Source organism: Variovorax sp. OK605, from assembly GCF_900115445.1.
Lineage (GTDB): Bacteria > Pseudomonadota > Gammaproteobacteria > Burkholderiales > Burkholderiaceae_C > Variovorax.
Map to the genome: position 1 here is coordinate 101,527 of NZ_FOWL01000020.1, position 25,855 is coordinate 127,381.

Genomic DNA, 25,855 nt, shown 5'->3' on the forward strand with positions numbered 1-25,855 from the left:
CAGCGTTCAGGGCGGTCACGACGTACACCGCGTTCAGGGCGGCGCCGTTCCGCGCGAGTCCGGCGAGGTCCAGAGCCGGTTCGGATCGTCGCGCGGGGCTTGCGGTTGCGCAATGCCGTGCTGCTGCTGAATGGCGCGCAGCTGCGCTTCCTGCGCCTGGCGCATCGCGTTCTGCTGCGCCGCCTGCTGGGCTTGCACCTGCTGCTGCATCTGCAGGGCACGCAGCTGCATTTCTTGCTGTTGGCGAATCTGCTGCTGCTGTTGCTGGGCCTGTGCCGCCTGCTGGGCCGCGCGCTGCTGCTGTTGGAGCAATTGCTGTTGCTGCTGGGCCTGTGCCTGCGCGGCGCGCAACTGCATCTCCTGCTGCTGGCGCAAGGCCTGCTGTTGCTGCTGCTGGAGTTGCTGCTGCATCTGCTGTTGTTGCTGCTGTTGCTGCCAGCGGTCCTGCTCGGCGCGCTGGCGGCCGTCGCGCTGTTGTTGCCAATCGCGCTGCTGGCGTTGTTCGCGCCATTCCTGCTGCTGACGCCAGTCCTGTTGCTGGCGCCAGTCCTGGTCGCGCTGCCACTCCTGCTGCTGCTGGGCCGCCTGCGCCGCGCGCTGCTGCTCCATCCATTGCGCTTGCTGTGCCTGCTCGTACCCGATCTGCTGTTGCCGCGCGATCGACGCCGCCGACGGCACCAGCGCGGCCGGCTGGCCGTAGCGTACGGACCCCGACGTGTCGTCGAACCGGTTGCGTTCGGCCACCCAGGCGTCGAAGCTGTTGTTCTGCGACCGCGTGTTTCTTGCCGTCGCGAGGTTGCGCCCCGACACCGTGGTCTGCTGGCGGTCGGTCAGCCGTTGCGACATGCCGTTCTGGCCATGCAGCGTGAGTTGGCCCGAGGCCACCGCCACCCAGGTGGTCGCCGAATCCGCTGCGATGCGGTAGTCGCCCGGCGTGCGGATCTCCGCCGAGAGATTGGCGGTCTCGATCCGGATGCCCTGGCGCTGACCCGACGGCGCGTCGCCTGCGCGCAGCTGCAGGTCGCCGCGGCCGAGGGTGACCTCGTCGACCCCGGAAAACTCCACGTCCGTTGCGCCATCGAGCCGCAGCGCGGTCGAGCCGATGTACACCTCGGCGCGCGCGTTGCGATCGGTCCGCAGGCGGTCGCCCACGGCCAGCGCGCGGTCGGAGCGGGCCGCGTACCAGCGGTCCTGGCCGGCGGGCGAGACGCTCACCGTGCCCTGCTGCAGGTTCAGGCGCGCGATGGCGCCCGACGGGTCTTGCTGGGCGCTGGCCGCGAAGCCGGCGCACAGCAGGGCCAGGCCGAGCGCCCATTGGCGCAGCGGACGTTGAAAGGCCGAAAGGCTGGTTCGAGTCATGTGGTTTCTCTGATCCCCGGAAAAGGCAAGGCGATGGAAGCGATGAAAAGCGACGGAAGCGTTGGAAGCGTTGGAGTTGTAACGCGCGAGAATCCGCTGCCGCTGTCACCGCCTGTCACGTGGTTGGTGAAGCGCGCGTGCAATCGGCAACCGGGTGTAAGGAGGGAATTCACATGAAAAAGCAGCGAGGCGCACGTCCAGTGGATGCATTGTGCTATCAAAAGAATAGTGTTTTCGCGCTGTGCATGGGGCTCTCCGCCCTCCTGGCCGCGGCGCCCGCCGCCGCCCAGCTGGCGCGCAAGCCCTCCTACTACCAGCAACAGAACCAGCCGCAGCCCGACGGCCCGGCCGCGCAGCTGGTGCCGCGCCCGTCGGTGCCGTCGTCGTTGCCCGCGCTGCGCAGCCAGGGCGACTTCGACCAGCTCGCGCGGGTCTACGACGCCGGCACGCCGATGCAGCTCGCGCACGTGCTGTTCGCCATCGACCTGAAGGCCAGGCCGCCGCGCACCTACTACATCGACACGCCGCGCTACCAGCTGCACGTGCGCTTCCTGCGCGACACGCGGCTGGTGCCGAACACGCTCAAGCGCGAGATCGACCGCAACTACCTGGTGCCCGAGCGCCGCTTCCTGTTCGGCACGCTGAGCTGGCAGCAGAACATCGGCAGCTTCACCTACGAGTTCTGGGAGGGCGACCGGCTCACCGTGGCGCTGCTGCGGCAGGCCGACGCGCAGGTGAAGGCCAGCTTCTTCGCGCCCGTGAAGTTCAAGACCAACTCCACGCTGCACGAACGCGTGGCCAAGGAGGCCGGCATCGACGCCGTGAGCCAGGAGGCGCTGATCCGCGAGCAGCCGTTCCTGCCGATGAACCTGGGCACGGCCACCGGCCGCGTGCGCATCGTGGACGACGAATCGGGCATCAACGCCTTGCTGCCCGACGACATCGCCGTGCTGCGGCAGGTGCCCATCAGCCTGCCGCCCGTGGCCGGCGTGCTGACCGAGCGGCCGTCGACCGCGCTGTCGCACGTCAACCTGCTGGCCAAGGGCTGGGGCATTCCCAACGCCTACGTGCGCGATGCGGCCAGCGTGCTGAAGGAGCACGCGGGCCAGTGGGTGGCGTTGAAGGTGGCGGCCTCGGGCTACCAGATGCGCCGCCTCGCGCCCGAGGAAATCGCGGCGCTGCCGCTGCGTTCGGCGCGCGTTGCCGCCGCGGGCGCGGTGCCCGGCGGTGCGCGCGGCATCCAGCCCGACCTGCGCGAGACCCGCCTGCTGCCGCTGGCCTCGCTGCGCGCGCGCAACAGCGCGCAGTGCGGCGTGAAGGCCGCCAACCTCGGCGCCATGCAGGCCGCGCGCATTCCGGGCACGTCGGTGCCCGACGGCTTCTGCGTGCCGTTCGCGCACTACGACCGCTTCATGCGCGCCAACGGCCTGGCCGGGCGCATCGCGCGCATGCAGCAGCAGCCGAGCTTCGCGAGCGATCCCAAGCTGCGCCAGAAGGCATTGGCGCAGTTGCGCGACGAGATCGTGCAATGGCCCGTCGATGCCGCCACGGCCGCGGCGTGGCGCGCCGCGTGGCAGACGCAGCTGGGCGGCGGTGGCGTGTTCGTGCGCAGCTCGTCGAACTCGGAAGACCTGCCCGGCTTCAGCGGCGCGGGCCTGTACACCACCGTGCCCAACGTGAAGACCGGCGACGCGCTCGAGGCGGCGGTGAAGAAGGTCTGGGCCTCGGTGTTCAACCCCGAGGCCTGGGAGGCGCGCGGCGCCGCGGGCTTCAATGCGGAGTCGGTGCTGATGGGCGTGTTCGTGCAGACCGCCATCGACTCGGCCAACGCGGGCGTCATGATCACCCGCGACCCCTTCGACGCGGGCCACCCGCACGTGACCTACATCTCGGCCAAGCGCGGCATCGGCATCCGCGTGGTCGAGGGGCAGCGCGTGGCGGAGCAGGTGATGTACTCGAGCTGGTCGAAGGCCGTGCAGGTGCTCAGCCGTTCGGCCGAAGACACGGCGCTGCAGCTCGACAAGGACGGCGGCGTGAAAGAGGTGCCGGTGGAAGCCGGGCGCAACGTGCTGACCGACGAGCTGGTGGTGCGGCTGGCCAACGTGGGGGCGGCCGTGAAGCGCACCTTCAGCGGGGTGGACCAGGACATCGAGTGGGCCACGGTGGGCGACAGGATCGTGCTGCTGCAGGCGCGGCCCTATGTGGAGCGGCGGCGCTGGCGGTGAAGCAGGATGGTTTTTCTATCTTTCCACTGCCTCTTTCCACTGCATGACTGCGCGGAAAAGACAGATTTTCTATCGTGGCGCCGCGCGGGTGAAGCCCATAGGCTCGCCGCATGAGCGAGTCACACATCGATGCCGCCCTTGCACCGGCGGCATCGCGCGGCGCGACTGAAGGGAAGAGCAGAAAAACCAGGAAGCCGGGCCTCGGCGCACCCGTGCCCCGCGCGTTCCGCTACGTCGAGACGCACGGCCCGCTTCGCATGTTTGCGGAAGGCGTGGTGTTCGTCGGCGCCCGCGTGATCTCCGCGAACCCCGCCAGCGGCGCCGCGCAGCGCATCGAATGGCAGTCCGCCTTCTACCCCGGGCCGCGCCACCGCAACAGCGCCGATGCCGCAGGCGGCGCGCAGATGCTGCCGCTGGGGTTTCACGAAGGCTTCGACCTCTACCTGCAGCGGCGGCCCGGCGCAGGCGGCGACGCGGTCGTCGCGAGGTCGGGCGCCGGCGATGCGAACACGCTCGACACCGCCGTCCCGTGCGCGCCCGGCGCGGCCCAGGCCTTGCGCGAGGGCACGCGCCGCGCCGGCTTGCTGGCCGCCGGGCCTTATTTGTAGAGCAGCTGCGGCAGCCACAGGCCGATCTGCGGCCACACGTACAGCAGCACGATCGCCAGCACCTGGATGCCCATGAACGGCAGCATGCCCAGGAAGATCTGGTTCAGCGTGACGTGCGGCGGGCTCACGCCCTTCAGGTAGAAGGCGGCCATGGCCACCGGCGGCGACAGGAACGCCGTCTGCAGGTTCAGCGCCACCAGCAGCCCGAAGAACAGCGGGTCGACGCCGAAGTTGTCGAGCAGCGGAATGAAGATGGGCATGAAGATCACGATGATCTCGGTCCACTCCAGCGGCCAGCCCAGCAGGAAGATGATGACCTGGCTCAGGATCAGGAACTCCACCTTCGTGAGGTTCATGCCCAGCACCCACTCCTCCACCAGCGCCTGCCCGCCCAGCAGCGCGAACGCGGCCGAGAAGATGGCCGAGCCCACGAACAGCCAGCACACCATGGCCGAGGTCTTGGCCGTGAGGAACATCGACTCCTTCAGCACCGTGAGGTTCAGCCGCCGGTAGGCCGCCGCCAGCAGCATGCCGCCGAGCGCGCCCATGGCCGCGGCTTCGGTCGGCGTGGCCAGGCCCAGCACGATGGAGCCCAGCACCGACATGATCAGCAGCACCAGCGGGAAGAACGAGGCCAGCAGCATCTTGAAGATCTCGAGCCGCGCGAAGCTCAGGAACAGGTAGAACAGCGCGACCATGGCGCCGAACACCGCGAAGGTGACCCACCACCAGGTGGGGGCGGGGCGCACCGTGGCGGCCTCGGCCCCACCCTCGACCGCGCCCGGCGTTGCCGCCGACGGCTCGGCCAGCGCTGGCGCAGGCGCGGGCGTGGGCGTGGAAGGGGCGGGCTCCGCGGCCTGTCCTTCCGAGGGCGGTTCCTGCAGCCCACCTTCTTGCGGTGGTTCCGCCAACCCGCCTTCAGCCGGCGGTTCCTGCAGGCCGCCTTCGCTGGGCGCGCTGCGCACCGCGCCGATCTCCTCGATGTCGTAGCGCGCCTGCGCCTCCACCGTGGTCACGGCCTTGTAGCTGAAGGCCGCCAGCAGCAGGAAGATCACGCCGGGCATCGCGACGATGCCGAGCTGCCGCAGCACATGCGAGAACGGCACGCCGGCATTGCGCCGCCCCTTCAGCAGCCCCACCACCGCATGCGCGGCGGGGCTGTCGGCCAGCCGCTGCGACAGCGGCGGCAGCGGCACCACGCGCTCGGCCATCGACAGCGGCGGCGCCCACTGCGGCTTGAGCCACGCGATGAGGATCACGTACAGCACATAGAGCGACGCCAGCATCAGCCCCGGAAAGAACGCACCCGCGTACAGCTGCACCACCGACACGCCCGCCGTGGCGCCGTACACGATGAGCAATACAGACGGCGGAATCAGGATGCCCAGGCAGCCGCCCGCGGTGATGGCGCCCGCGGCCAGCGGCACGCTGTAGCCGCCGCGCAGCATGGCCGGCAGCGCCAGCAGCCCCATCAGCGTGACCACCGCGCCCACGATGCCGGTGGCCGTGGCGAAGATGGTGCAGGTCACCAGCGTGGCCACCGCCAGCGCGCCGGGCAGCCGCGCCAGCGCCAGGTGCAGGCTCTTGAAGAGCGACTCGATCAGGTTCGCGCGCTCCACCAGGTAGCCCATGAACACGAACAGCGGCACCGCGATGAGCACGTCGTTGGCCATGGTCTTGAAGGCCGACTGCACCATCAGGTCGAGCGTGCGGTGCCAGTCGCGGTCGTAGGCCAGCCAGGTGAACAGCATGCCCATGCCCATCAGCGTGAACGCCGTGGGAAAGCCCAGCATGATGGCCACGACCACCAACGACAGCATGAGCAGGCCGAGGTGGCCGTTGGTGATGGTGTCGGCGCTCAGCAGCACCGAGCCCGCGCCCACGACGATCAGCGCCATGAACGACAGGCCGAACCAGAGTTCGCGGCGGATCATCGCGTGCCCCCTTGCTGCGCGGCCGCGCCGTGCGCCACCACCACGCGGTCGAGCGCGGCGATGTCCTCGTCCTTCACGTGCACCATCTCCTTGAGCTTCTGCACGTCGACTTCTTCCACGTCCTGCTCGCGCGACGGCCACGCGCCGCCGCGGATGCACAGCACGCAGCGGATGATTTCGACGAAGCCCTGCAGCAGCAGCGTGAAGCCCGCCAGCGGAATGACGTACTTGAACGGGTACAGCGGCAGCGGCTCGGCCGAGAAGGTCTGCTCGCGGATGGCGAGCGACTCGCCCGCGTAGATCCAGCCCGCCCACGTGAGCGCCACGATGCCCGGCAGGAAGAACACGATGTACAGCACCACGTCCACCAGCGCCTGCGTGCGCGGGCGAAAGAAGCCGTAGAGCACGTCGCCGCGCACATGGCCGTTCTTGGACAGCGTGTAGGCGCCGGCGGTCATGAACATCGCGCCGTACAGCATGATCTGCGCGTCCAGCACCCAGGCGTGCGGCTTGTTGAGCGCATAGCGCGAGAACACCTCCCAGCTGATCAGCAGCGTGAGCAGCAGGACGCACCAGGCGAAGGTCTTGCCGATCCATGTGGAGAACCGGTCGACCGCCAGGAGAAAGGATTGCATCGGAACGAACTCCTCGCCGCGACCCGTGCGCGGCTTGCGTGCAGGCATGAAAAGAGGGCACCCGCCGGGGTGCCCTCGCGTCACAGGAAGCGCTTCAGGTCTTCTTCGCCTGCCGTCCGAAGTAGTGGTTGTAGGCCATCTTGAAATCGACCGAGTAGTCGTTCTGCCACTGGCCCGCGCGCTCGGCGAAGGCGCGCTGCGAGTCGAGCACCTTCTTGAACATCGGGTTCTCGGTCGACTTCTTGGCGATGGTCTTGTCCCACGAGGCCAGCTGTGCGCGCAGTACGGCGTCGGGCGTCTTGTAGAACTTGATGCCGGCCTTCTTCAGCTCTTCATAGTCCTTCGAGTTGCGGTCGATGGCCTTCCAGCTCATGTCCGCGCTCGCGGCCTGCGTGGCGTACTCGATGATCGACTTGAGCTCGGGCGGCAGCGCCTTGAGCTTGCCGCCGTTGAACAGCACCTCGAACTGCTCGCCGCTCTGGTGGAAGCTTTGCAGCATGCAGTTCTTGGCCACGTCGGGAAAGCCCAGCACGCGGTCGCTCGACGCGTTGTTGAACTCGGCCGCGTCGATCAGCCCGCGGTCCAGCGCGGGCACGATCTCGCCGCCGGGCAGCGGGTTCACGGCCGCGCCCATGTCGGTGAACACGTCCACCGCCAGGCCCACGGTGCGGAACTTCAGGCCCTTCATGTCCTCGGCCTTGGCCACCGGCTTCTTGAACCAGCCCAGCGGCTGCGTGGGCATGGGGCCGTAGAGGTAGGAGGCCACGTCGAGGTTCAGGCTCTTGTAGATCTCGTCCATCAGCGCCTTGCCGCCGCCGTAGGTGTGCCAGGCCAGGATCATGTTGGCGTCCATGCCGTAGCCCGGGCCCGACCCCCACAGCGCGAGCGCGGAGTTCTTGCCGTACCAGTACGCGACCACGCCGTGGCCGCCGTCGAGCGTGCCCTTGGCCACCGCGTCGAGCAGCTGGAAGGCGGGCACCACCGAGCCCGCGGGCAGCACCTCGATCTTCAGGCGGTTGCCCGCCATGTCGTTGACCTTCCTGGCGTAGTCCTGCGCGTACTCGTGGAAGATGTCCTTGGCCGGCCAGGTGCTCTGGAAGCGCAGCGAGGTGGTCTGGGCCATGCTGACCATCGGCACGGACATGGCGCCGGCGGCCACGGCGGCGCCCTTGAGCAGCCCGCGGCGGCGGGGCATTTTGCTGTCTGACATGTGTCTCTCTCCAATTGGTTCTGACTGGGAAAACCCAGGCCGCCGTCTTGGAGTTATGGTTTGACAGGCCCAAGCCGCCATCTTTGGCGCGCAGGAACACGCGACAAACAGGGTTTTCACGAAGCGGTGAAAAATTCCGCTAGTTGAAAACCCGCAGTGCGAACCCGCAAAGGAACGAAGAGATGACTGAACCCGTGAACGACAAGGGCTACGCCGGCGACGTGACGCCCGAGCAGGCCGCGCAATGGCTGGCCAGCGGCGAGGCCGTGATGGTCGACGTGCGCACCGACGCCGAGCGCGAATGGGTCGGCTACGTGCCGGGCGCCGTGCCGCTGGCCTGGAAGCAATGGCCGGGCATGGCGATGAACCCCGCGTTCGACGACGGCGTGCGCGCGGCGGCCGGCGGCAAGAAGGTCGTGCTGCTGTGCCGCAGCGGCGTGCGCTCGGTGGCGGCCGCCAAGCGGGCGACAGAACTGGGGGTGGAGGCCTACAACATCCTCGAGGGGTTCGAGGGGAACGCGGACGAGAGCGGGCACCGGGGGCAACTCGGTGGGTGGCGCAAGCGCGGGTTGCCCTGGAAGCAGGGCTGAGCAGCCTGTCTTCGCTACGGGGCCGTAAGCCTTGTGGTGCCGCTATTCGATTGCGCTCGCAGAGCCTCGTACAGCTGTGCGGGGCCTAGCAGGATGTCTTTCAGCCCATCGCGCACGCGTTCCGAGCCCAAGGCCTGGGAGCTCATGGTCTGGTGCGCCTCGAAGGCATCGATGATGGCGTCCATGAGGGCTTTGCGCAGGTCGGGCGAGTTTGCGAACTGCTCCTTGCTGTTGCTGCCGGCCTGCTGAACCAGGGTCTCGTTCTCCAGCAGCTTGCCCTTCAAAACCCCGTTGACATAGACGAGCTGGTCGTCATCGGTCAGCTCACCCTCGAAAAGGCCGTTCACCTTCTCGATGATTTCCACCAGATAGACCGCCTGCTTTTCCTGCACGCTGCCTGTACCCATCGCGTCCATGGGGGGCAGTTTGTAGGTGCCATCCGCATTCAGCCCCATGGGGTGCTTGCCTCGGGTCTTCAGCGTGTGGTGGGTCAGCGTTACCTTGGACAGGTCCACCGTGTCGCGCTCGCGGCCGAAGTCCAGCAGCGGGATCAGGCGTTTGTAGAACAGAAAGCGCTTTTCGATGTCGGTGTTGCCGTAGTCGAAGATCTGGCTCAGGAAGGCATAGAGGCGCAGGTAGGTGCCCATGTCGTTCTTGAACAGCAGCAGCGCATCCAACTGGTCCTTGGCCGCGCGGGCCGACTTGTCGTCGTGCTTCTCTTCGGCCGCTGCCTTGTCCTGCTGTGCGGCCTTGTAGCGCTTGAGCAAGCGGTCGGCCACGGGCGCGATGGCAGCGTCAAGCTGTTTCTGCGTGCCGTTCGGGTCCAGGTCGACCTTGGCCACGCGGTCGACCTCGTACTCGTCGTAGCAGCCGGCGGCGTCCAGCTTGGCGCGCAGGTCGTAGACCAGGTGCGGGTCGGTCACGGCCTCCAGCTCGGCGGTCTCGTAGTAGGTCTTGAACGCTTTGAGTATTTCCGCCGGCTCGTTGACGAAGTCCAGCACATAGGTGGTGTCCTTGCCGGGGTGCGCGCGGTTCAGTCGCGAGAGCGTCTGCACGGCCTGGACGCCGCCCAGCATCTTGTCCACGTACATGCCGCACAGGAGCGGCTGGTCGAAGCCGGTCTGGAATTTGTTGGCCACCAGCAGCAGGTGGTAGTCCGGCCCCTTGAACACCTCGCGGATGTCGCGGCCACGCAGGCCCGGGTTCAGTACGTCGCTGGTTTCGGTCACGGCCTCGGGGAAGCTGTCCGTGTCGTGCACCTCGCCCGAGAAGGCGACCAGCACGCCCAGCGGATAGTTCTGCCTGGTGATGTAGGCGTGGATGGCCTTCTGCCAGCGCACAGCCTCCTTGCGGCTGCCCACCACGACCATTGCCTTGGCCTTTCCCTCCAGCAGCGGCTGCACGTTCTCGCGGTAGTGCTCCACGACGATCTGCACCTTGCTGGCGATGTTGTAGGGGTGCAGCCGCACCCACTGCATCAGGCCCTTCATGGCCGTGCTGCGCTCGACCTGCTTGTCGTCCCATTCCTGCCCGTCGTGGGCCAGCTTGAAGGCGAGCTTGTAGCTGGTGTAGTTCTTCAGCACGTCGAGGATGAAGCCCTCCTCGATGGCCTGGCGCATCGAGTAGACGTGAAAAGGCTGCGGCAGCCCATCGGGCCCCTTGCGTCCGAACAGCTCCAGCGTCTTGGACTTGGGCGTTGCGGTAAAGGCCACGTAGGTCAGCCCCTTGACTCCGGCGCGCGCCTCCATCTGTGCCGCAAGCAGCGCCTCGGTGTCCACCTCGCCGCCGTCCTGCAACTCGGCCCATTCCTGCGCCGACAACAGCTGCTTGAGCTTGGCCGCCGCCTCGCCGGTCTGCGAGCTGTGTGCCTCGTCGGCAATCACCGCGAAGCGCTTGCCCTCTGTGGCGGCCAGTTCCTGAACGGCCTGCAAGGCAAACGGAAAGGTCTGGATGGTGCAGACGATGATTTTCTTGCCGTCCTTCAGCGCCTGGCCGAGCTGCGCGCTCTTGCTGCCGTGCTCGTTGGTGATGCTGGCCACCACCCCCGTCGTGCGCTCGAAATCGAAGATGGCTTCCTGCAACTGTGCGTCCAGCACCGTGCGGTCGCTGACCACCAGCACGCTGTCGAAGAGCTTCTGGTGCTGCGCGTCGTGCAGGTCGGCCAGAAAGTGCGCCGTCCAGGCAATCGAGTTCGTCTTGCCCGAACCGGCCGAATGCTGAATCAGGTAGCGCTCGCCCGGCCCCTGGGCCAGAACATCGGCCACCAGGGCGCGCGTTGCGTCGAGCTGGTGGTAGCGCGGGAAGATGACGGCCTGCGGTTGCTTCTTGTCGTCGCGCTTGCAGATGAGGTAGCGATGCAGGATGTCCAGCCAGCTTTCGCGGGCCCAGACCTTCTCCCACAGGTAAGCCGTGGCAAAGCCTTCCGGGTTGGGGGCGTTGCCAGCGCCGCCGGCGTTGCCCTGGTTGAACGGCAGAAAAGTCGTCGCCGGCCCGGCCAGCCGCGTCGTCATCATCACCTCGGACTGGCTGACCGCGAAGTGCACCAGCGCGCCGCCCGGGAAACCCAGCAGTGGCTCCAGTACGCCGCCCTTGGGTTGCGGATGCCGGTCGAAGCGGTATTGGTCCACGGCATCGTGCACGCTTTGCGTGAAGTCGCTCTTCAGCTCCGCCGTGGCCACGGCGACGCCGTTGAGAAACAGCACCAGGTCCAGTTCGTCCTTGGGGTTGTTGGGCGAGTGGCAGACCTGGCGCACCACGCGCAGCCGGTTGGCCGCATAGTTCGCCTGAATGGCCGGGTTGATGGCCAGCGCCGGCTTGAACTGGGCCAGCTCTAACGGTTGCTTCAGACCCAGCATTTCCACGCCCCGGCGCAGCACGTCCAGCGTGCCGCGCTCGTTCATGTTCTTGCGCACGCGCTCGGCCAGCACCTGAGGCAGCGCGGCGCCGTGGGTCTTGCCCAGGCGCTGCCAGCTCTCCGGCTGCGTTGTCTCCACCCAGGTCAGCAGATCGGGCAGAAAGAGGCCGCTGGCGCGGTCGAACTGCGCGGCGTCCCCCTCGGCATACAGCCAGCCATTGGCGGCCAGGTGAGCGCAGATTTCACGCTCGAAGTGGTGTTCTTGGTGCAGGTTCATGGCAGGGTCAGGAGATCGGGGCGGTGTGTGCGGAGCCAGCTTTCGGCATGGGCCAGCAACTGCGCGGCCTGGTTCATGCAGGCCTGCAGCGTGGCGGTGGAAATCGGGTCGCCTTCATAGTCGCTCACATTGCGTTGCCGACGCAGCGCATCGAGCACGATGATCTCCGGCTGCGCCACCGCCATCGTCAGGCCGAGGCTCTGGATGGCCGTCTGGTGATGGCCCGGTTGACTGGTAGACGTGCGGTAGCCGTTGGACCACAAGCCCAGCATCGCGCATTGCATGATGCATTTGTAGGCCGCATCGAAGCGGTTGTCGGTGCTGACCTGTGCCACATGCGCGTCGGCCAGGTTTCGCCGCGCCGCTTGAAGCAACTTGGCAATGCCTGCGGCATCAGGCTGGTGGGGCTGCAGCCGCCCGATCGCCAGCAAGTTCTGCAAGCTCATCGGCTCCTCCCTTCACGAACAACTTTGGCTTGGCCAGTATGTCGCGCGCGAACGCATCGCCACTGCGCGCGCGCTCCGCGAACTCCTCGGGCGTGTAGAGCACCGTGTTCACCTCGCGGCCCAGCGCCGCATGCAGAGGAAACACCGCCTGAGCCAGCGTCATGAAATTCACGCTGCCCAGCACCAGCAGGTCCACATCGCTGCCCGGCGAAGGCGTGCCACGCGCGATGGAGCCGAACACCAGCGCCAACCTGATCTGCGCATCCAGCGGCGCCAGCACTTCGCGCACGGCAGGCACCACGCCATGTGTCTTGCGAAACAGCGCCGCGAGGTCATCGAACAGCGGATGGCCCGTGTTGGCGCTGTAATGCACCTGGTTGCCTTGTTCGCTGCGCAGCAGCAGGCCGGTGCGCGCCAGCTTGTCGACCTCTCGCGCCAGCGTGCCCGCATGGCTGTCGGTCAGGCGCGCAAGCTCCCGCAGATGGAAGCTCGACTGCGGCTGCAGCAGCAGCACCGCCAGCGCGCGCTGGCGCGCGGCGGGGAACAGCAGGTCCATCAAAGAAGAGTCGTTGCTCATTAGGCGACGATTGTTGCTAATAAGGCGACGTTTTACAAGTGCTGCGGCGTCGAGTGCGGTGCGCCGGCCTGGCCCATGCCTGTTCAGGCGCCGATGGCCTGCCGCTTGACCGCATCGAGGGTCTTGCCGGCGTGGTCTTTCCACGTCACCCAGCCATTGGCGGTACGGCCAAGCAAGGCCACCGCCGCCGTGCTGGGGGAGCGGAACAGGTGATCGCGGGCGAACACCACGGTGTCACCGTCGATCTTCATCACGCCGTCGCTGATGAGCTTTTCGCGAAAGCTCTCGTCACTCGTGCCCTGGATGGACGGCACATGTTGCCGGCGCCCGACCGAGCCGGCCAGCACCACGAAGCCTTCGTTCGTGAACAGCCCCCGGCCGACCACATCGCCCGAGCGGCAGTAGAAAAGCTCGGTCTCGGTCGTGCGTGCGTCGGGCTGCGGCAGCGGCACGAACAAAGGGTGGCCCAGCGTCGCCAGCAAGGTTTGTGCAGTTTCGAACATCTCGCGGCATTCGGCCTCCAGCGGCGCAGGCGTGTGCGGTCGGCTGCCCGCGTTGCCATTCAGGTCGCCGTAGCGGCCCACCTTGCGCGCGGTGTCTATGCTCAGCCACTCCAGAAACAGCGCGTGCGTCGGCGTCAGCGAGTGCGCGCGCGACACCAGCACCAGCACCCGTTCCCAGAAATCCTTCGTCTTGTCGTGCTTGGCCAGGCGCGCGCGCAAATCGCCCGTCTGGCCGATGTAGACCTGCGACGCGCTGCCGTCCTCGGGCACCGCGACGAGGTAATACACGCCGACCTGTGTGCTCTCGGCCATCTTGAAGAACTCGGGCAGTCGCTTGCGTGGCACCTCGATCAATTGAACGATGCGCGTGGTGATCTCTGCGACGCGGATGCCCGTGGGCTCTCCGCTGGGCAGGAAGATCTGGATGGTCTTGGGGCTGGCGCTGGTCATGGGCTTTCCACGGTGACGGTGCCGCGTACGTCGATTTGGCCGGTGACTGCGGCGGCGATGAGGGCGGAGCGGCGTTCCATCAGCAACGCTATGGCACGCAGGGAGTTGTTGGACAAAGCATCAAGACGATCAGCTTCGGCCTGAAGAAATTCGACGATCTTGGCCTGCTCTTCGAGTTTCGGCAGCGGCAACGGCAACTCCAGTACGACGCTCTGTCCAATGTTCAACATCGAACTGCTGGCGCCTGTGGCGTCGAGTTCAATTTGTGACCTTGCTTCTTGCGTACCAAGAAAAGCCGCAGCGAAGTCCGGCAGACATTCATCATGAATCAGCCGTAGGCGATACAGCTTGTCGCAGAGGAGCAGTCGATCAAAGTCGGCAGGGACCACCGCCGCGCTGCCAACAAGTTCTCTTGTATTTGCCCTGGAAATGAGCAGGTCACCCTTCTTGAGGGCGTACTTAGGTAAAGGATCTAGTTCAACCGGAAGCTTCTTGTTTTCTGTGTGGTCGAACGTTCCGCCGTTCACGCAGCCCACTTTGAGTACCCCCCACTCCTCGGGGCCGTCGACCGGGAAGTTCTCGCACTGAGGGCTCCAACCTTGTTCAATGGTCGAGACAACGCGCTTAACCCTCGTGACCTCCCAATGTGCCGGCACATCCCCCAACCACGCCACGCCGGAATCCTTCATGGGGGCATCGGGGTTGAGGCCGCGAGTGACGGCGTGGGAGATGGTGGCCTGGCGCTTTTCGGCCAGCAGAGCGATGAGCTTTTCCTGCTCGGCAATTAGCGTGTCGATCTTGGCGATTTCGCGGTCGAGGAAAATCAGAACTTTCAGAATCTCCTCGAAGGGAGGCACTGCAATTGAGATTGAGCCAACGGTGTCCGTGTTTAGATTTAGTTGGGTTCCGAACTTTCCAAGACCTGCGTAGCAGGTTCCTGCCTGAAATACCCTGTAAAGGAAAGCGGGCGGAATCGTCAGCATCGGAAAGTAGACGAATCCGTCATGTATGCACGCCTTGATCGTCGTGATGCATGGCTTTCCAACAGTCCCGGCAATGGACACGAAGAGGTCACCTGGCTGAATCTTGACGCTCAGGGAGGCCCCCAATTCGGACATCCTCTGTGTCGTTGTCGAAAGAATCCCATTCGATGCTGATACGTCCGCGATGCGGACCCATGAAAATTCGCCGTCGTCATCAAAGTACTTCGGGTCATCGATAGGACGCGGTGACGCGCCTCGTTGCACCGGCGAAAGGCGTTTGATCTTCATCACTCGCCAGTGCGCCGGTACTTGGCCTAACCACTCCACCCCACTGTCCTTGTACTGTCCATACCTCGGCAAACTCATTCCGCCAACTCCTCCAGCATCCTCATGATGCTGGCCGAAACGGCCTTCAGCTCTTCATCGATGGTGTGTAGATCACGCGGTGGCTCGAAGACATAGAAGTGGCGGTTGAACGGAATCTCGTAGCCGACCTTGCTCTTCTCCTCGTCAATCCAGGCATCGAGCGCGTGGGGCAGCACCTCGCGCTTGAAGTAGGCCTGGATGTCCTCGGCCAGCGGCACGTTCTCGGTGTCGCGCAGCGCGCTGTCGGGCTGGGGCTTGCCCTTCTGCTTGCCCTTTAGGCCCAGCACCGGCTTGCCGGCTTCGTCTTTCAACGGACGCTCGACGGTGATGGTGGTGTAGCCGAAATCATCGTTCCTGAAGATGCGCGAGATGGGCACGCGCTTGAGCTTGCCGCCCTCAGGCGAAACGGGCGCGTTGTCGGTGCCAGTCAAGAGCTGCGGCTCGCCTTGCACCTGGCCAGCGGCGTCGAAGACCGTGACCAGTTCGGCCTCGGTAAAGTCGCCGAACAGGCGCGTGACGGTGGCGATGTGCGCGTCGCTCATCTCCTTGCGCTTGGAGCCCAGGCTCTTGCGCATCTTCTGCCAGAAGCCGCTGGCATCGATGAGCTGCACACGGCCCTTGCGCTCGGCCAGTTTCTTGTTCGACAGAATCCAGACGTAGGTGGCGATGCCGGTGTTGTAGAACATGTCGGTGGGCAGGCCGACGATGGCCTCCACCAGATCGTTCTCCAGCACGTAGCGGCGGATTTCGCTCTCGCCGCTGCCGGCGCCGCCGGTGAACAGCGGCGAACCGTTGAGCACGATGCCGAAGCGGCTGCCACCGTCCTTGGCGGGACGCATCTTCGACAGCAGGTGCATCAGGAACAGCATGGAGCCGTCGGACACGCGCGGCAGGCCAGGACCGAAGCGGCCGTCGAATCCCTTGGCCTCATGCTCCTGGCGAATCGCCTTCTCGACCTTCTTCCATTCCACGCCAAAAGGTGGGTTGGAGAGCATGTAGTCGAATTTGCGCTTGCTGTGACCGTCATCGCTCAGCGTGTTGCCAGCAGCAATGTTGGCAACCTCCTGCTCCTTGATGAGCATGTCTGCTTTGCAGATGGCGTAAGACTCGTCGTTGAGTTCCTGGCCGTACACGGTCAGCCGTGCCTGCGGGTTGTGCTCCAACAGGTACTCGCTGGCAATCGAGAGCATGCCCCCGGTTCCTGCTGTCGGGTCGTAGATGGTGCGTACAACGGCATTGCCTGGGGTGAGCACGTCGTCGTCCTCAATGAACAGCAGGTTCACCATCAGACGGATAACCTCGCGCGGGGTGAAGTGCTCTCCGGCTGTTTCGTTGGAGTCTTCGGCAAACCTGCGTATCAGCTCTTCAAAAACCAGGCCCATGCTGGCGTTGTCCACCGTCTCTGGGTGCAGGTCGATGCCGGCGAACTTCTCGGTGACGAGGTAAAGCAGGTTGGTCTTGGCCAGGCGTTCGACCAGGGTGTAGAAATCGAAGCGCTCGAAGATGTCGCGTGTCGCTGGCGAGAAGGCCTGGACGTAGGCATAGAGGTTCTTGCGGATGTTGTCCTGGTCGCCCAGCAGCTTCACAAGGTCCAGCTCGGACGTGTTGTAGAAGCGCTGACCGGTCTTGCGCAGCAGGAAAGGCTCGGGATTCAGGCCTGCCTTTGTCTTGGCATCGAACTCTTTCAGGACGGCGGCTTTGCTGGCTTCCAGCACGCAATCCAGTCGGCGCAGCACGGTGAAGGGCAAGATGACGCGACCGTATTCGGACCGCTTGTAGTCGCCGCGCAGAAGGTCGGCGACGGACCAAATGAAGGACGAGAGGGCTTGGTGGTTCATCAACTGAATCGTTCGCACATTTTTATGTTGGCCGCAGCTTAACTGCTGCCGAACTGCGTCCGAACCGGTGCCCGCCCCGGGGCAGGCAGAGCAAGGTAAAACAGAAAAGCCCACGGCACGCCGTGGGCTTTTCTGAAAAAGAACGACTGAAAGAAGCTCAGTTCAACGGCGGAATCCGCAGCTTCTGCCCCGGATAGATCTTGTCCGGGTTGCTCAGCATCGGCTTGTTCGCCTCGAAGATCGCGTTGTATTTGTTGGCATCGCCGTAGTACTTCTTCGAAATGGCCGAGAGCGTGTCGCCCTTCATCACGTCGTGGTACTGCGCGGGTGGGGCGGCCGGGGCCACCAGGTCGTTGTCGACGCTGGTCACGTTGGCCACGTTGCCCGCGGCCAGCGAGGCCTTCTCGCTGGCTTCCTGCGAAGGCGCGTTGCCCGCGAGGGTGACCACGCCGCTGCTGGCCGTGTAGGTCACCACCAGCGCCGTGAGGCCGAGGTTCTGGGTCTCGATGTAGGTCTTGATGGCCGCGGCGGCGGCGGTGTTCGCGTCGGGTGTGTCGGGCGTGGCGGCGTGGGCCGACGATCCGCCGAACAGCTTTTCACCGGCCTCCTTGATGAAGCTGAGCAATCCCATGGTTCTCTCCTTGTGCGGTGTGTGCAGTGGTTGGGTCAGGCAGAGAAATGGTGGGGCGTAACGCGCCTGCCCGGCGTAGGCCCATGCCGCATATGCGACGGCCAGGGCCGGTTGCGGCGACCCGCGTCAGCAAGACTCGTCACAAAGTCGCAATAATCCCGCGCATGTCATCCCCCTTCCTCGCCATCGACATCGGCAACACCCGCCTCAAGTGGGCGCTCTACGACTCGGCCCGCCCCGGTGCCGCGTTGCAGGCGCAGGGCGCCGAATTCCTCGACCACATCGAACGGCTGGGCGACGGCCCGTGGGCCGACCTGCCCGCGCCCGCGTCCATGCTGGGCTGCGTGGTGGCCGGCGACGCGGTGCGCCGGCGCGCCGAGGAGCAGATCAACGAACGCTTCGACTGCACGCCGCGCTGGGTCATGTCGAGCGCGGGCGAGGCCGGCATCGTGAACGGCTACGACCACCCCACGCGCCTGGGCGCCGACCGCTTCGTGGCCATGATCGGCGCGCGCCACCGCATGCTGGCCGAACAGGCCGGTCGCGAAACGCGCCCGATGGTGGTGGTGATGATCGGCACGGCCGTGACGGTCGAGGCCATCGACGCCGACGGCAAGTTCCTGGGCGGGCTGATCCTGCCGGGCCACGGCATCATGCTGCGCGCGCTGGAGTCGGGCACGGCCGGGCTGCACGTGCCGACCGGCGAGGTGCGCGAATTTCCCACCAACACCAGCGACGCGCTGACCAGCGGCGGCACCTACGCCATTGCCGGGGCCGTGGAGCGCATGGTGCAGCACGTGCGCTCGCACTGCGGCGCCGAGCCGGCCTGCTACATGACCGGCGGCGCGGGCTGGAAGATGGCGCCCGTGATGAACGGGCACTTCGAGCTGGTCGAGAGTCTGATCATGGACGGGCTGCTGGTGATCGCCCGCGAACGGGCTTCCAGTTGAGGCCTGCGGTCAGGGCCGCATCAGCGCCTCGCCCATCGCCTGGAACGCGGGCAGCGTGAGCGGATCGTTGGCGCCGTTGGCGGCCACCGGGTGCGCCGCGTAGCGCACGATCACCATCTCGGCCTTCGGGTCCACGTAGATGCTCTGGCCGTGGATGCCGCGTGCCATGTAGGCGCCGTGCGGGTTGTGCGACACCCACCACATGTCGCGGTACGACCAGCCCTTGAGCAGCGCATAGCCGGCCTTCGCGAACTTCGCCGGGTCGCCGCCGCGCTGGATGTCGTCCACCACCGCCTTGGGAATGGCCTGCTGCCCGTTGGAGGCGCGCCCGCCGTTGCGCAGCGTCTCGCCGAAGCGGGCCAGGTCGCGCAGCACGGTGTTCAGGCCGCCGCCGCCCGACTCGGTGCCGATGCGGTCGACCATGAAGTACGCGTCCTGCTCGGCGCCGATGCGCCGCCAGATCTTCTCGCTCAGCAGCTCGGCCAGCGACTGGCCGCTGGCGCGGCGAAGAACCCAGGCCAGCACCTCGGCGTTGACCGTCTTGTAGGCAAAGGCGTCGCCATGCTCGCCTTCCTTCTTCAGCGTGACGAGGAACTCGTAGAACGACTTCGGGCCGGTGTAGTTGGCGCCCTGCGTGAGCATGCCGCCGGCACGGGCGTAGTCCCAGATTTCGGCCTTCGGGTCGGCGTAGTTCTCGGAGTAGTGCACGCCCACGGTCATGTCCATCACCTGGCGCACGGTGGCGTCGCCGTAGGCCGTGTCTTTCAGTTCGGGTATGTATTTGGTGACCGGCGCGGCAGGGTCGAGCTTGCCTTCGTCCGCGAGGATGGCCGCCAGCGTGCCCACGAAGGACTTGGTGACCGACATCGCGATGTGCGGGCGCTCGGGCGTGAGCGCGCCGAAGTACTTCTCGTAGACCACCTGGCCGCGGTGCATCACGAGGATGCCGTCGGTGTAGGTGCCGGAGATCATCTGCGCGAAGTTCAGCGTCTGGTCCGTGCCCAGGGGTTTGAACGTGACGGCCTCGATCTGCACCGGCGACGTGCCCGAGGGCAGCGGGCTGGCCGCGCCGCTGCCGCGCCACACGTTGGCCGTGGGCACGGTCTCGCGCACGTGCGAGAAGCTCCAGCGCGTGCGCGGAAACACGCCGCCGGCCGGGTTGTCGAAGGTGATGAGCTTGTCGGGCGGGGGCGGAAAGCCCTTCATCCAGCCCAGCGCGTCGACCGAGGTGGCCGCGGGGTCCGGGAGCGCGGCCGGCGTGGGGGTCTGGGCGGAAGTGGTGTTCACTGCAAGCAGGGTGACCACGGCGGCAAGCGCCGTGCGAATGAATAGGGACATGGCGAGGCCGGTGCGGGTGATCAACGGCCGCTGAAGCGCGCGGGACGGCGTTCGACGAAAGAGCGCACGCCCTCGGCGGCGTCCTCGCTGTTCGACAGGCGCTTCTGCGTCTCGATGAACTCCGACACGGCAGCCAGCGGGCCGTGCTCGATGGCTTTCAGCACATTGAGCCGCGTGGCCACCACCGCCAGCGGCGCCTGGGCCGCGATGCGCTGCGCAATGGCCAGCGCCGCGTCGAGCTCTTCGCCCGCCGCTACCACCTTCTGCACGAAGTTCAGGCGGAAGGCCTCGGCACTGCCGAACTCGTCGGCCGTGAGCAGGTGCAGCATGGCATTGCCCAGGCCGGCGCGCTCGGCCATGCGCAGCGTGGCGCCGCCCGTGGCCATGATGCCGCGCTGCACTTCCATCTGCGAGAAGCGGCAGTCGTCGGCCGCCACCACGATGTCGGCGCCCAGCATCAGCTCGATGCCCACCGTGAAGCAGATGCCCTTCACGGCCACCACCATCGGCTTGGTGCGGCGGCGGTAGCCTTCGAGCCCGAAGTCGTGCGGCTCCACCAGGCCCTGCGGAATCGCCTTCTCGCCACGCTTCATGTACTCGGCCACCGCCGGCAGGTCGAGGCCCGCCGTGAAGTGGTCGCCGAAGGCATGCAGCACGCCCACGCGCAGGTTCGGGTCGTCGTCCAGCCGGGTGTAGGCCTCGGCCAGCTGCTTGAACATCGGCGGCGTCCAGCCGTTGCGCTTGGCCGGGCGGTTGATGCCGATCAGCAGCACGTGGTCGAGCACCTGGGTGTCGATGCAGCCTTCTGCCGGTGGGGTGGTGGGCGTGGCGGTCATGGTGTCTGTCTCCGTTGTTCTTCTTGTGTGCCGGATCAGTACGTGTAGACGCCGCGGCCGGTCTTGCGGCCCAGCTGGCCCGCGGCGACCATTTCCTTCAGCAGCGGGCAGGGGCGGTACTTGGAGTCGCCGAACTGCTCGAGGTACACCTCCATCACGGCCAGGCACACGTCCAGGCCGATCATGTCGGCCAGCGCCAGCGGGCCGATGGGCTGGTTGCAGCCCAGTTTCATGCCCGCGTCGATGTCTTCCGCGGTGGCAATGCCTTCGGACAGCACGAAGAAGGCCTCGTTGATCATCGGCACCAGGATGCGGTTGACCACGAAGCCCGGCGCGTTCTTCACCGTGATGGGCGACTTGCCCAGGCGCTCGGCCAGTTCCTTCACCGTGTCGTGCGTGGCGTCGCTCGTGAGGTAGCCGCGGATCAGCTCCACCAGCGCCATCATCGGCACCGGGTTGAAGAAGTGCATGCCGATGAAGCGGTCGGGGCGCGAGGTGGCCGCGGCCAGCTGCGTGATGGAGATCGACGAGGTGTTCGACGCGACGATCACTTCGGCCGGCAGCATGTCGTCGACCTGCTTGAGGATCTTGAGCTTCAGCGCGTGGTTCTCGGTGGCGGCCTCGATGACCAGTTGCGCGCTCTTCAGGTCTTCGTAGTTGGTCGAGCCCTTGATGAGCGCCAGCGCGGCGGTCTTCTGCTCGGCGGTGAGCTTCTCTTTCTTGATCAGGCGGTCGAGGCTGCCCGACACGGTGGCCAGGCCCTTGTCGACGGCCGCCTGGGCGATGTCGACCATCACCACCTTCACGCCGGCCACCGCGCAGGCCTGCGCGATGCCGTTGCCCATTGTTCCGGCGCCGATGATGCCGACAGTCTGGATAGCCATGAGAGAACTCCTTGAGGAAAACAAAAAAAGGGAAGGGGGCGCGCGGGGCGGACGCCACGGCAAGGCATCGATTGTGAATCAGCCCCAGGGCCGCGCCGTTGCCGCGTGTGACACGGCCGGCGCGTGGGTGGCTTACAGTCCTGCGGTTGCTTTTTGTCCCTTTTCCCGATTCATCCGCTCCCCCTGATTCCCGACCATGACCACCCTCGGCACCCCCCTTTCCCCCTCCGCCACCCGCGTGATGCTGCTTGGCTCCGGTGAACTCGGCAAGGAGGTGCTGATCGCCCTGCAGCGCCTTGGTGTCGAGACCATCGCGGTCGATCGCTACGAGAACGCCCCCGGCCAGCAGGTCGCGCACCACGCGCGCACCATCACCATGAGCGACCCCGCGCAGCTCAAGGCGCTGATCGAGGCCGAGAAGCCCACGCTGGTGGTGCCCGAGATCGAGGCCATCGCCACGCCCATGCTGCAGCAGCTCGAAGACGCCGGCGTGGTGCGCGTGATTCCCACGGCCCGCGCCGCCCGCCTCACGATGGACCGCGAAGGCATCCGCCGCCTGGCCGCCGAGACGCTCGGCGTGCCCACCAGCCCCTACAAGTTCTGCGACTCGCTGGCCGAGCTGCAGGCGGCCATCGACGCCGGCATTGGCTACCCCTGCATCGTGAAGCCCGTGATGAGCAGCTCCGGCAAGGGCCAGAGCAAGATCGACGGCCCCGCCGACGTGCAGAAGGCCTGGGACTACGCCATGGCCGGCGGCCGCGTGAGCCATGGCCGCGTGATCGTCGAGGGCTTCATCGACTTCGACTACGAGATCACGCTGCTGACGGTGCGCGCCCAGGACGGCGCCGGCGCCGTGGAAACCAAGTTCTGCGACCCCATCGGCCACGTGCAGGTGAGCGGCGACTACGTGGAAAGCTGGCAACCGCACCCGATGGCGCCCGCCGCGCTGCAGAAGGCGCAGCAGATCGCGCAGGCCGTCACGGCCGACCTGGGCGGCCAGGGCCTGTTCGGCGTGGAGCTGTTCGTGAAGGGCGACGAGGTCTGGTTCAGCGAAGTGAGCCCGCGCCCGCACGACACCGGCATGGTCACCATGGCCACGCAATGGCAGAACGAGTTCGAGCTGCATGCGCGCGCCATCCTCGGCCTGCCGGTGGACACCTCGCTCAAGAGCCCGGGCGCCAGTGCGGTGATCTACGGTGGCGTGGACGCCACCGGCATCGCCTTCGACGGCGTGGCCGAGGCGCTGCAGGTGCCCGGCAGCGACATCCGCCTGTTCGGCAAGCCCGAGAGCTTCACCAAGCGCCGCATGGGCGTGGCCCTGGTGCACGCGGCCGACACCGACACGGCCCGCGCGCTGGCCAAGGAAGCCGCTTCGCGCGTGAAGCCGCGCAAGGCCTGAAGCGCTTCCTGGCCCTTGTGCGGGTGAACCCGCGCTGAGCCGTTGACGCGGCCCGGGTAGCCAGTTTTCGCAAGCCGCGCCGCAACGGCGCGGGCATGGTGCGGGAAGATCGAGTGACACCCACCCGACCCCCGGAGACTCCATGCTGCATCCCCAGGCGCGCGCCTTGCTCGACTTCATCGAGGCGCGCGGCATTCCGCCGACCCACACCCTCTCGCCCGCCGACGCGCGCGCCTTCTACCGAGAGCGCCGCGCCGCCACGCAACCGCTGCCCGCCGAAGTGGCCGAGGTGCGCGACCTGGCCGCGGACGGCCCGCACGGCCCCATTCCGGTGCGGCTGTACCGCCCGCTGGGGTCGGGCGCCGGCCCGCTGCCGGTGCTGGTGTACTTCCACGGCGGCGGCTGGGTCATCGGCGATCTCGACACGCACGACGTGCTGTGCCGCGAGCTGGCCAACGGCGCCGGCTGCGCAGTGGTCGCGGTCGACTACCGCATGGGGCCGGAGCACCGCTTCCCCGCTGCGGTGGACGACGTGCTCGCCGCCACCCGCTGGGTGCGCCGCGAAGCCGCGACGCTGGGGCTCGATGCGAGCCGCCTCGCCGTGGGCGGCGACAGCGCGGGCGGCAACCTGGCGGCCGTGGTGGCGATTGCCGCGCGCGATGCCGGCGACCTGCCCATTGCGTACCAGCTGCTGATCTACCCGGCCACCGACATGCGCCGCGGCCATCCCTCGCACCAGGCCAACGGGCAGGGCTACCTGCTGACCCGCGACACGATGGCGTACTTTCACGACCACTACATCAGCGACCCCGCGCACGACCTCGACTGGCGCGCCTCGCCGCTGCTGCACGCCGACCTGGCGGGCCTGCCGCCGGCGCTGGTGGTCACGGCCGGCCACGACCCGCTGCGCGACGAGGGCGCCGCCTATGCGCAGGCGCTCACCGCCGCCGGCAACAGCGCGGCGTACGTGTGCTTCGAGCGCCAGATCCATGGCTTCATCACCATGGGCAAGGTGCTCGACGAGGCCAACACGGGCGTTGCGCTGTGTGCCTCGGAGCTGCGCCGCGCGTTCGCCGCGGCCTAGGGAAAGTCCCCGCGCAAATCGCTGCCGCGCGGACGGTCCGCGCCGCTACGATCCAGCCAACAAAGACGCCACCCCCGCGTGGACGTCCACCGATGCAGGAGACAAACACCATGCAGCGATCGAGGACGACGCCGAGCCAGAGCGGCGCCGCACGGCAGGGCGAACGGCTGATGTGGCTCACGCCGCACCGCGTGTTCTATGCCGGCCTGCTCGGCGCTGCCGCCGAGCGCACGATGGGTGGACACGGCGTGTGCGTGTCGCCCGCCGGCGCGCCGCCCAACCGCATCCGCATCGGCGGCGGGGCCTGGCAGAGCGGTGAACTCATCGTGGTGCCGCCGCACGTGCCGCACCAGGTGGAGAGCGCGCACCCGCTCATCTTCAGTTTGATCATCGAGTCGGAGTCGGTCGACCCCGCGCGCATGCCGGCCTTCTTGCAGCACTGCGGCCCGGTGGAAGCACCGGCCTTCGTGCAGCGCGTGCGCGACGCCCATGCGCAGCTGCTGGCCGCCTCGCAGCGCGGCACCGACTTCGAGGGCTTCGACTTCGACGCGACGTTCTTCGGCGAAAGCCTCGCGCCGCGCGCGCTCGATCCGCGCATCCGCAAGGTGGCCGACGCCATCAACGCCGACCCGGCCGCGCCCATGTCGGCCGAAGACTGCGCGGCCTCGGTGCACCTGTCGTTCTCGCGCTTCCTGCACCTGTTCAAGCAGGAGACGGGCATGGCCTTCAGGGCGTTCAGGGCCTGGAAGCGCGCGCGCAGCCTGCTGCGCTACGTGCGCCAGGCCAGCACGCTGACCGACATCGCGCTGGACACGGGCTACCCCGACTCGACGCACTTCAGCCATTCGATCCGCCAGGTCTACGGCCTCAAGCCCAGCGACATCCTGGCCGGCTCGCGCCGCCTTGCGCTGCACGACGCGGCCGGCGGCTTGCGGCACTGAGCGCGAGACGAAGGACCCATGCAGATCCTTCAACTCCTGCTGTCGGGCATTGCGCAAGGTTGCATCTACGGGCTGATCGCGCTGGGCTTCGTGCTGATCTACAAGGCCACCGAAACGGTGAGCTTCGCGCAGGGCGACCTGATGATGCTCGGCGCCTTCGGTGCGTTCGCGGGCATGTCGCTGTTCGGCCTGCCGTTCTGGCTCGCTGCAATCTTGGCGGTGGTGGCGATGGCGGCCTTCGGCGTGCTGCTGGAGCTGGTGGTGATCCGCCCGATCCTGGGGCAGCCGCAGTTCTCCATCGTGATGCTGACCATCGGCATTGCCTACGTGGCGCGCGGGCTCATCACCATGGTGCCGGGCATCGGCACCGAGACCCACACGCTGGCCGTGCCCTACAAGGACCAGATCTGGAAGCTGGGCGAGCTGGTGGTCAACCTGGAGCAGCTGGCCATCATCATCGCCACGGCCATCCTGTGCGGCCTGCTGTTCGCGATGTTCCGCTACAGCAAGCTGGGCATCGCGATGCAGGCGTCTTCGCAGAACCAGCTCGCGGCCTACTACATGGGCATTCCCGTGAAGCGGCTCAACGGGCTGGTGTGGGGCCTGGCGGCGGCGGTGGCGGCCATTGCGGGCATGCTGCTCGCGCCCATCACCTTCGTGCACGCGAACATGGGCTTCATCGGGCTCAAGGCCTTTCCGGCGGCGGTGGTGGGCGGCTTCGGCAGCCTGCCGGGCGCGATCGTCGGCGGGCTGGTGATCGGCATCGTCGAGTCGTTCGCGGGCTTCTACCTGCCCGACGGTTTCAAGGACACGGCGCCGTACATCGTGGTGCTGCTGATGCTCATGATCAAGCCGAACGGTCTGTTCGGCGAGAAGCTGCGCAAGAAGGTGTAAAGCAAATGCGCCCCCACGCTCGTCACTTCGTGTACTCGCTGCC

General features: G+C 66.8%; 22 protein-coding genes. 8 read left to right on the forward strand and 14 right to left on the reverse strand.

Annotation, left to right across the window (positions count from 1 at the left end):
- Positions 1 to 33: 33 nt before the first annotated feature.
- Positions 34 to 1,359: a FecR family protein gene (locus tag BM013_RS34635; protein ID WP_093133719.1), complete on the reverse strand. Its 1,326-nt coding sequence runs from the start codon at positions 1,357 to 1,359 to the stop codon at positions 34 to 36.
- Between the two features lie 245 nt (positions 1,360 to 1,604).
- Here BM013_RS34635 and BM013_RS34640 point away from each other — a divergent pair, with 245 nt between their 5' ends.
- The gene (locus tag BM013_RS34640) at positions 1,605 to 3,584 is read left to right on the forward strand and encodes a PEP/pyruvate-binding domain-containing protein (RefSeq protein WP_256221829.1); all 1,980 of its coding nucleotides are present in this window, start codon (positions 1,605 to 1,607) and stop codon (positions 3,582 to 3,584) included.
- A 110-nt stretch (positions 3,585 to 3,694) separates the two neighbouring features.
- On the forward strand, positions 3,695 to 4,192 hold the full coding sequence (locus BM013_RS34645) for a hypothetical protein (protein WP_143072583.1): 498 nt from the start codon (positions 3,695 to 3,697) through the stop codon (positions 4,190 to 4,192).
- Here BM013_RS34645 and BM013_RS34650 read toward each other — a convergent pair.
- The 3 genes from BM013_RS34650 to BM013_RS34660 form a co-directional block, all read right to left on the reverse strand.
- Positions 4,183 to 6,126, reverse strand: a complete 1,944-nt coding sequence (locus BM013_RS34650; RefSeq protein WP_093133726.1) for a TRAP transporter large permease — start codon at positions 6,124 to 6,126, stop codon at positions 4,183 to 4,185. The two genes, BM013_RS34645 and BM013_RS34650, sit on opposite strands and share 10 nt — an antisense overlap.
- A complete protein-coding gene (locus BM013_RS34655; protein ID WP_093133842.1) occupies positions 6,123 to 6,761 on the reverse strand; it encodes a TRAP transporter small permease subunit in 639 nt (212 codons plus the stop codon). Before BM013_RS34655 ends, BM013_RS34650 begins: the two co-directional genes overlap by 4 nt.
- Before the next feature lie 94 nt (positions 6,762 to 6,855).
- Positions 6,856 to 7,971 carry a TRAP transporter substrate-binding protein gene (locus tag BM013_RS34660; RefSeq protein ID WP_093133729.1) on the reverse strand — a complete coding sequence of 372 codons (1,116 nt, stop codon included), beginning with the start codon at positions 7,969 to 7,971 and terminating at the stop codon, positions 6,856 to 6,858.
- 182 nt (positions 7,972 to 8,153) lie between these two features.
- Here BM013_RS34660 and BM013_RS34665 point away from each other — a divergent pair, with 182 nt between their 5' ends.
- Complete coding sequence (locus BM013_RS34665; RefSeq protein ID WP_093133732.1) at positions 8,154 to 8,561, forward strand: rhodanese-like domain-containing protein; 408 nt, start codon at positions 8,154 to 8,156, stop codon at positions 8,559 to 8,561.
- Between the two features lie 14 nt (positions 8,562 to 8,575).
- On the opposite strand, the gene BM013_RS34670 is transcribed toward BM013_RS34665, so the two are convergent.
- The 7 genes from BM013_RS34670 to lysM all read right to left on the reverse strand — a co-directional run bounded on the left by BM013_RS34670 (position 8,576) and on the right by lysM (position 17,486).
- On the reverse strand, positions 8,576 to 11,692 hold the full coding sequence (locus BM013_RS34670; RefSeq protein WP_093133734.1) for a type I restriction endonuclease subunit R: 3,117 nt from the start codon (positions 11,690 to 11,692) through the stop codon (positions 8,576 to 8,578).
- Positions 11,689 to 12,138, reverse strand: a complete 450-nt coding sequence (locus tag BM013_RS34675; protein WP_093133737.1) for a DNA-binding protein — start codon at positions 12,136 to 12,138, stop codon at positions 11,689 to 11,691. The genes BM013_RS34670 and BM013_RS34675 overlap by 4 nt, the downstream gene beginning before the upstream one ends.
- Positions 12,086 to 12,715 carry a nucleotidyltransferase domain-containing protein gene (locus BM013_RS34680; RefSeq protein WP_093133740.1) on the reverse strand — a complete coding sequence of 210 codons (630 nt, stop codon included), beginning with the start codon at positions 12,713 to 12,715 and terminating at the stop codon, positions 12,086 to 12,088. The genes BM013_RS34675 and BM013_RS34680 overlap by 53 nt, the downstream gene beginning before the upstream one ends.
- A gap of 83 nt (positions 12,716 to 12,798) precedes the next feature.
- A complete protein-coding gene (locus BM013_RS34685; protein WP_093133742.1) occupies positions 12,799 to 13,668 on the reverse strand; it encodes a GIY-YIG nuclease family protein in 870 nt (289 codons plus the stop codon).
- On the reverse strand, positions 13,665 to 14,939 hold the full coding sequence (locus BM013_RS34690) for a restriction endonuclease subunit S (RefSeq protein ID WP_218153718.1): 1,275 nt from the start codon (positions 14,937 to 14,939) through the stop codon (positions 13,665 to 13,667). Before BM013_RS34690 ends, BM013_RS34685 begins: the two co-directional genes overlap by 4 nt.
- A 74-nt stretch (positions 14,940 to 15,013) precedes the next feature.
- Positions 15,014 to 16,855, reverse strand: a complete 1,842-nt coding sequence (locus BM013_RS34695; RefSeq protein WP_093133747.1) for a type I restriction-modification system subunit M — start codon at positions 16,853 to 16,855, stop codon at positions 15,014 to 15,016.
- A gap of 157 nt (positions 16,856 to 17,012) precedes the next feature.
- A complete protein-coding gene (lysM, locus tag BM013_RS34700) occupies positions 17,013 to 17,486 on the reverse strand; it encodes a peptidoglycan-binding protein LysM (protein WP_093133750.1) in 474 nt (157 codons plus the stop codon).
- Positions 17,487 to 17,650: 164 nt separating this feature from the next.
- Here lysM and BM013_RS34705 point away from each other — a divergent pair, with 164 nt between their 5' ends.
- On the forward strand, positions 17,651 to 18,436 hold the full coding sequence (locus BM013_RS34705; RefSeq protein WP_093133753.1) for a type III pantothenate kinase: 786 nt from the start codon (positions 17,651 to 17,653) through the stop codon (positions 18,434 to 18,436).
- Positions 18,437 to 18,445: 9 nt separating this feature from the next.
- Here BM013_RS34705 and BM013_RS34710 read toward each other — a convergent pair whose 3' ends face one another.
- Genes BM013_RS34710 through BM013_RS34720 form a run of 3 tightly spaced genes read right to left on the reverse strand, consistent with a single transcriptional unit; the run spans position 18,446 to position 21,494 of the window.
- Positions 18,446 to 19,774 (reverse strand): serine hydrolase domain-containing protein, encoded by a 1,329-nt coding sequence (locus BM013_RS34710; protein ID WP_093133845.1) that lies wholly within the window; start codon positions 19,772 to 19,774, stop codon positions 18,446 to 18,448.
- A 20-nt stretch (positions 19,775 to 19,794) separates the two neighbouring features.
- Complete coding sequence (locus BM013_RS34715) at positions 19,795 to 20,610, reverse strand: crotonase/enoyl-CoA hydratase family protein (RefSeq protein ID WP_093133756.1); 816 nt, start codon at positions 20,608 to 20,610, stop codon at positions 19,795 to 19,797.
- Positions 20,611 to 20,645: 35 nt separating this feature from the next.
- The gene (locus tag BM013_RS34720) at positions 20,646 to 21,494 is read right to left on the reverse strand and encodes a 3-hydroxybutyryl-CoA dehydrogenase (protein ID WP_093133759.1); all 849 of its coding nucleotides are present in this window, start codon (positions 21,492 to 21,494) and stop codon (positions 20,646 to 20,648) included.
- A 196-nt stretch (positions 21,495 to 21,690) separates the two neighbouring features.
- Between BM013_RS34720 and purT the strand changes: the two genes are divergently transcribed.
- The 4 genes from purT (at position 21,691) to BM013_RS34740 (ending at position 25,812) form a co-directional block, all read left to right on the forward strand.
- Positions 21,691 to 22,893 carry a formate-dependent phosphoribosylglycinamide formyltransferase gene (gene purT, locus BM013_RS34725; RefSeq protein ID WP_093133762.1) on the forward strand — a complete coding sequence of 401 codons (1,203 nt, stop codon included), beginning with the start codon at positions 21,691 to 21,693 and terminating at the stop codon, positions 22,891 to 22,893.
- 142 nt (positions 22,894 to 23,035) lie between these two features.
- Positions 23,036 to 23,977 (forward strand): alpha/beta hydrolase, encoded by a 942-nt coding sequence (locus BM013_RS34730; RefSeq protein ID WP_093133765.1) that lies wholly within the window; start codon positions 23,036 to 23,038, stop codon positions 23,975 to 23,977.
- A 110-nt stretch (positions 23,978 to 24,087) separates the two neighbouring features.
- A complete protein-coding gene (locus tag BM013_RS34735; protein WP_093133848.1) occupies positions 24,088 to 24,918 on the forward strand; it encodes a helix-turn-helix domain-containing protein in 831 nt (276 codons plus the stop codon).
- An 18-nt stretch (positions 24,919 to 24,936) separates the two neighbouring features.
- Positions 24,937 to 25,812: a branched-chain amino acid ABC transporter permease gene (locus tag BM013_RS34740; RefSeq protein WP_093133767.1), complete on the forward strand. Its 876-nt coding sequence runs from the start codon at positions 24,937 to 24,939 to the stop codon at positions 25,810 to 25,812.
- The last annotated feature ends 43 nt before the right edge of the window (positions 25,813 to 25,855 follow it).

Bases quoted from the DNA above. Each gene is read 5' to 3' on its own strand.
- BM013_RS34635 (WP_093133719.1), bottom strand. From the start codon at position 1,359: ATGACTCGAACCAGCCTTTCGGCCTTTCAACGTCCGCTGCGCCAATGG.
- BM013_RS34640 (WP_256221829.1), top strand. From the start codon at position 1,605: ATGGGGCTCTCCGCCCTCCTGGCCGCGGCGCCCGCCGCCGCCCAGCTG.
- BM013_RS34645 (WP_143072583.1), top strand. From the start codon at position 3,695: ATGAGCGAGTCACACATCGATGCCGCCCTTGCACCGGCGGCATCGCGC.
- BM013_RS34650 (WP_093133726.1), bottom strand. From the start codon at position 6,126: ATGATCCGCCGCGAACTCTGGTTCGGCCTGTCGTTCATGGCGCTGATC.
- BM013_RS34655 (WP_093133842.1), bottom strand. From the start codon at position 6,761: ATGCAATCCTTTCTCCTGGCGGTCGACCGGTTCTCCACATGGATCGGC.
- BM013_RS34660 (WP_093133729.1), bottom strand. From the start codon at position 7,971: ATGTCAGACAGCAAAATGCCCCGCCGCCGCGGGCTGCTCAAGGGCGCC.
- BM013_RS34665 (WP_093133732.1), top strand. From the start codon at position 8,154: ATGACTGAACCCGTGAACGACAAGGGCTACGCCGGCGACGTGACGCCC.
- BM013_RS34670 (WP_093133734.1), bottom strand. From the start codon at position 11,692: ATGAACCTGCACCAAGAACACCACTTCGAGCGTGAAATCTGCGCTCAC.
- BM013_RS34675 (WP_093133737.1), bottom strand. From the start codon at position 12,138: ATGAGCTTGCAGAACTTGCTGGCGATCGGGCGGCTGCAGCCCCACCAG.
- BM013_RS34680 (WP_093133740.1), bottom strand. From the start codon at position 12,715: ATGAGCAACGACTCTTCTTTGATGGACCTGCTGTTCCCCGCCGCGCGC.
- BM013_RS34685 (WP_093133742.1), bottom strand. From the start codon at position 13,668: ATGACCAGCGCCAGCCCCAAGACCATCCAGATCTTCCTGCCCAGCGGA.
- BM013_RS34690 (WP_218153718.1), bottom strand. From the start codon at position 14,939: ATGAAGATCAAACGCCTTTCGCCGGTGCAACGAGGCGCGTCACCGCGT.
- BM013_RS34695 (WP_093133747.1), bottom strand. From the start codon at position 16,855: ATGAACCACCAAGCCCTCTCGTCCTTCATTTGGTCCGTCGCCGACCTT.
- lysM (WP_093133750.1), bottom strand. From the start codon at position 17,486: ATGGGATTGCTCAGCTTCATCAAGGAGGCCGGTGAAAAGCTGTTCGGC.
- BM013_RS34705 (WP_093133753.1), top strand. From the start codon at position 17,651: ATGTCATCCCCCTTCCTCGCCATCGACATCGGCAACACCCGCCTCAAG.
- BM013_RS34710 (WP_093133845.1), bottom strand. From the start codon at position 19,774: ATGTCCCTATTCATTCGCACGGCGCTTGCCGCCGTGGTCACCCTGCTT.
- BM013_RS34715 (WP_093133756.1), bottom strand. From the start codon at position 20,610: ATGACCGCCACGCCCACCACCCCACCGGCAGAAGGCTGCATCGACACC.
- BM013_RS34720 (WP_093133759.1), bottom strand. From the start codon at position 21,494: ATGGCTATCCAGACTGTCGGCATCATCGGCGCCGGAACAATGGGCAAC.
- purT (WP_093133762.1), top strand. From the start codon at position 21,691: ATGACCACCCTCGGCACCCCCCTTTCCCCCTCCGCCACCCGCGTGATG.
- BM013_RS34730 (WP_093133765.1), top strand. From the start codon at position 23,036: ATGCTGCATCCCCAGGCGCGCGCCTTGCTCGACTTCATCGAGGCGCGC.
- BM013_RS34735 (WP_093133848.1), top strand. From the start codon at position 24,088: ATGCAGCGATCGAGGACGACGCCGAGCCAGAGCGGCGCCGCACGGCAG.
- BM013_RS34740 (WP_093133767.1), top strand. From the start codon at position 24,937: ATGCAGATCCTTCAACTCCTGCTGTCGGGCATTGCGCAAGGTTGCATC.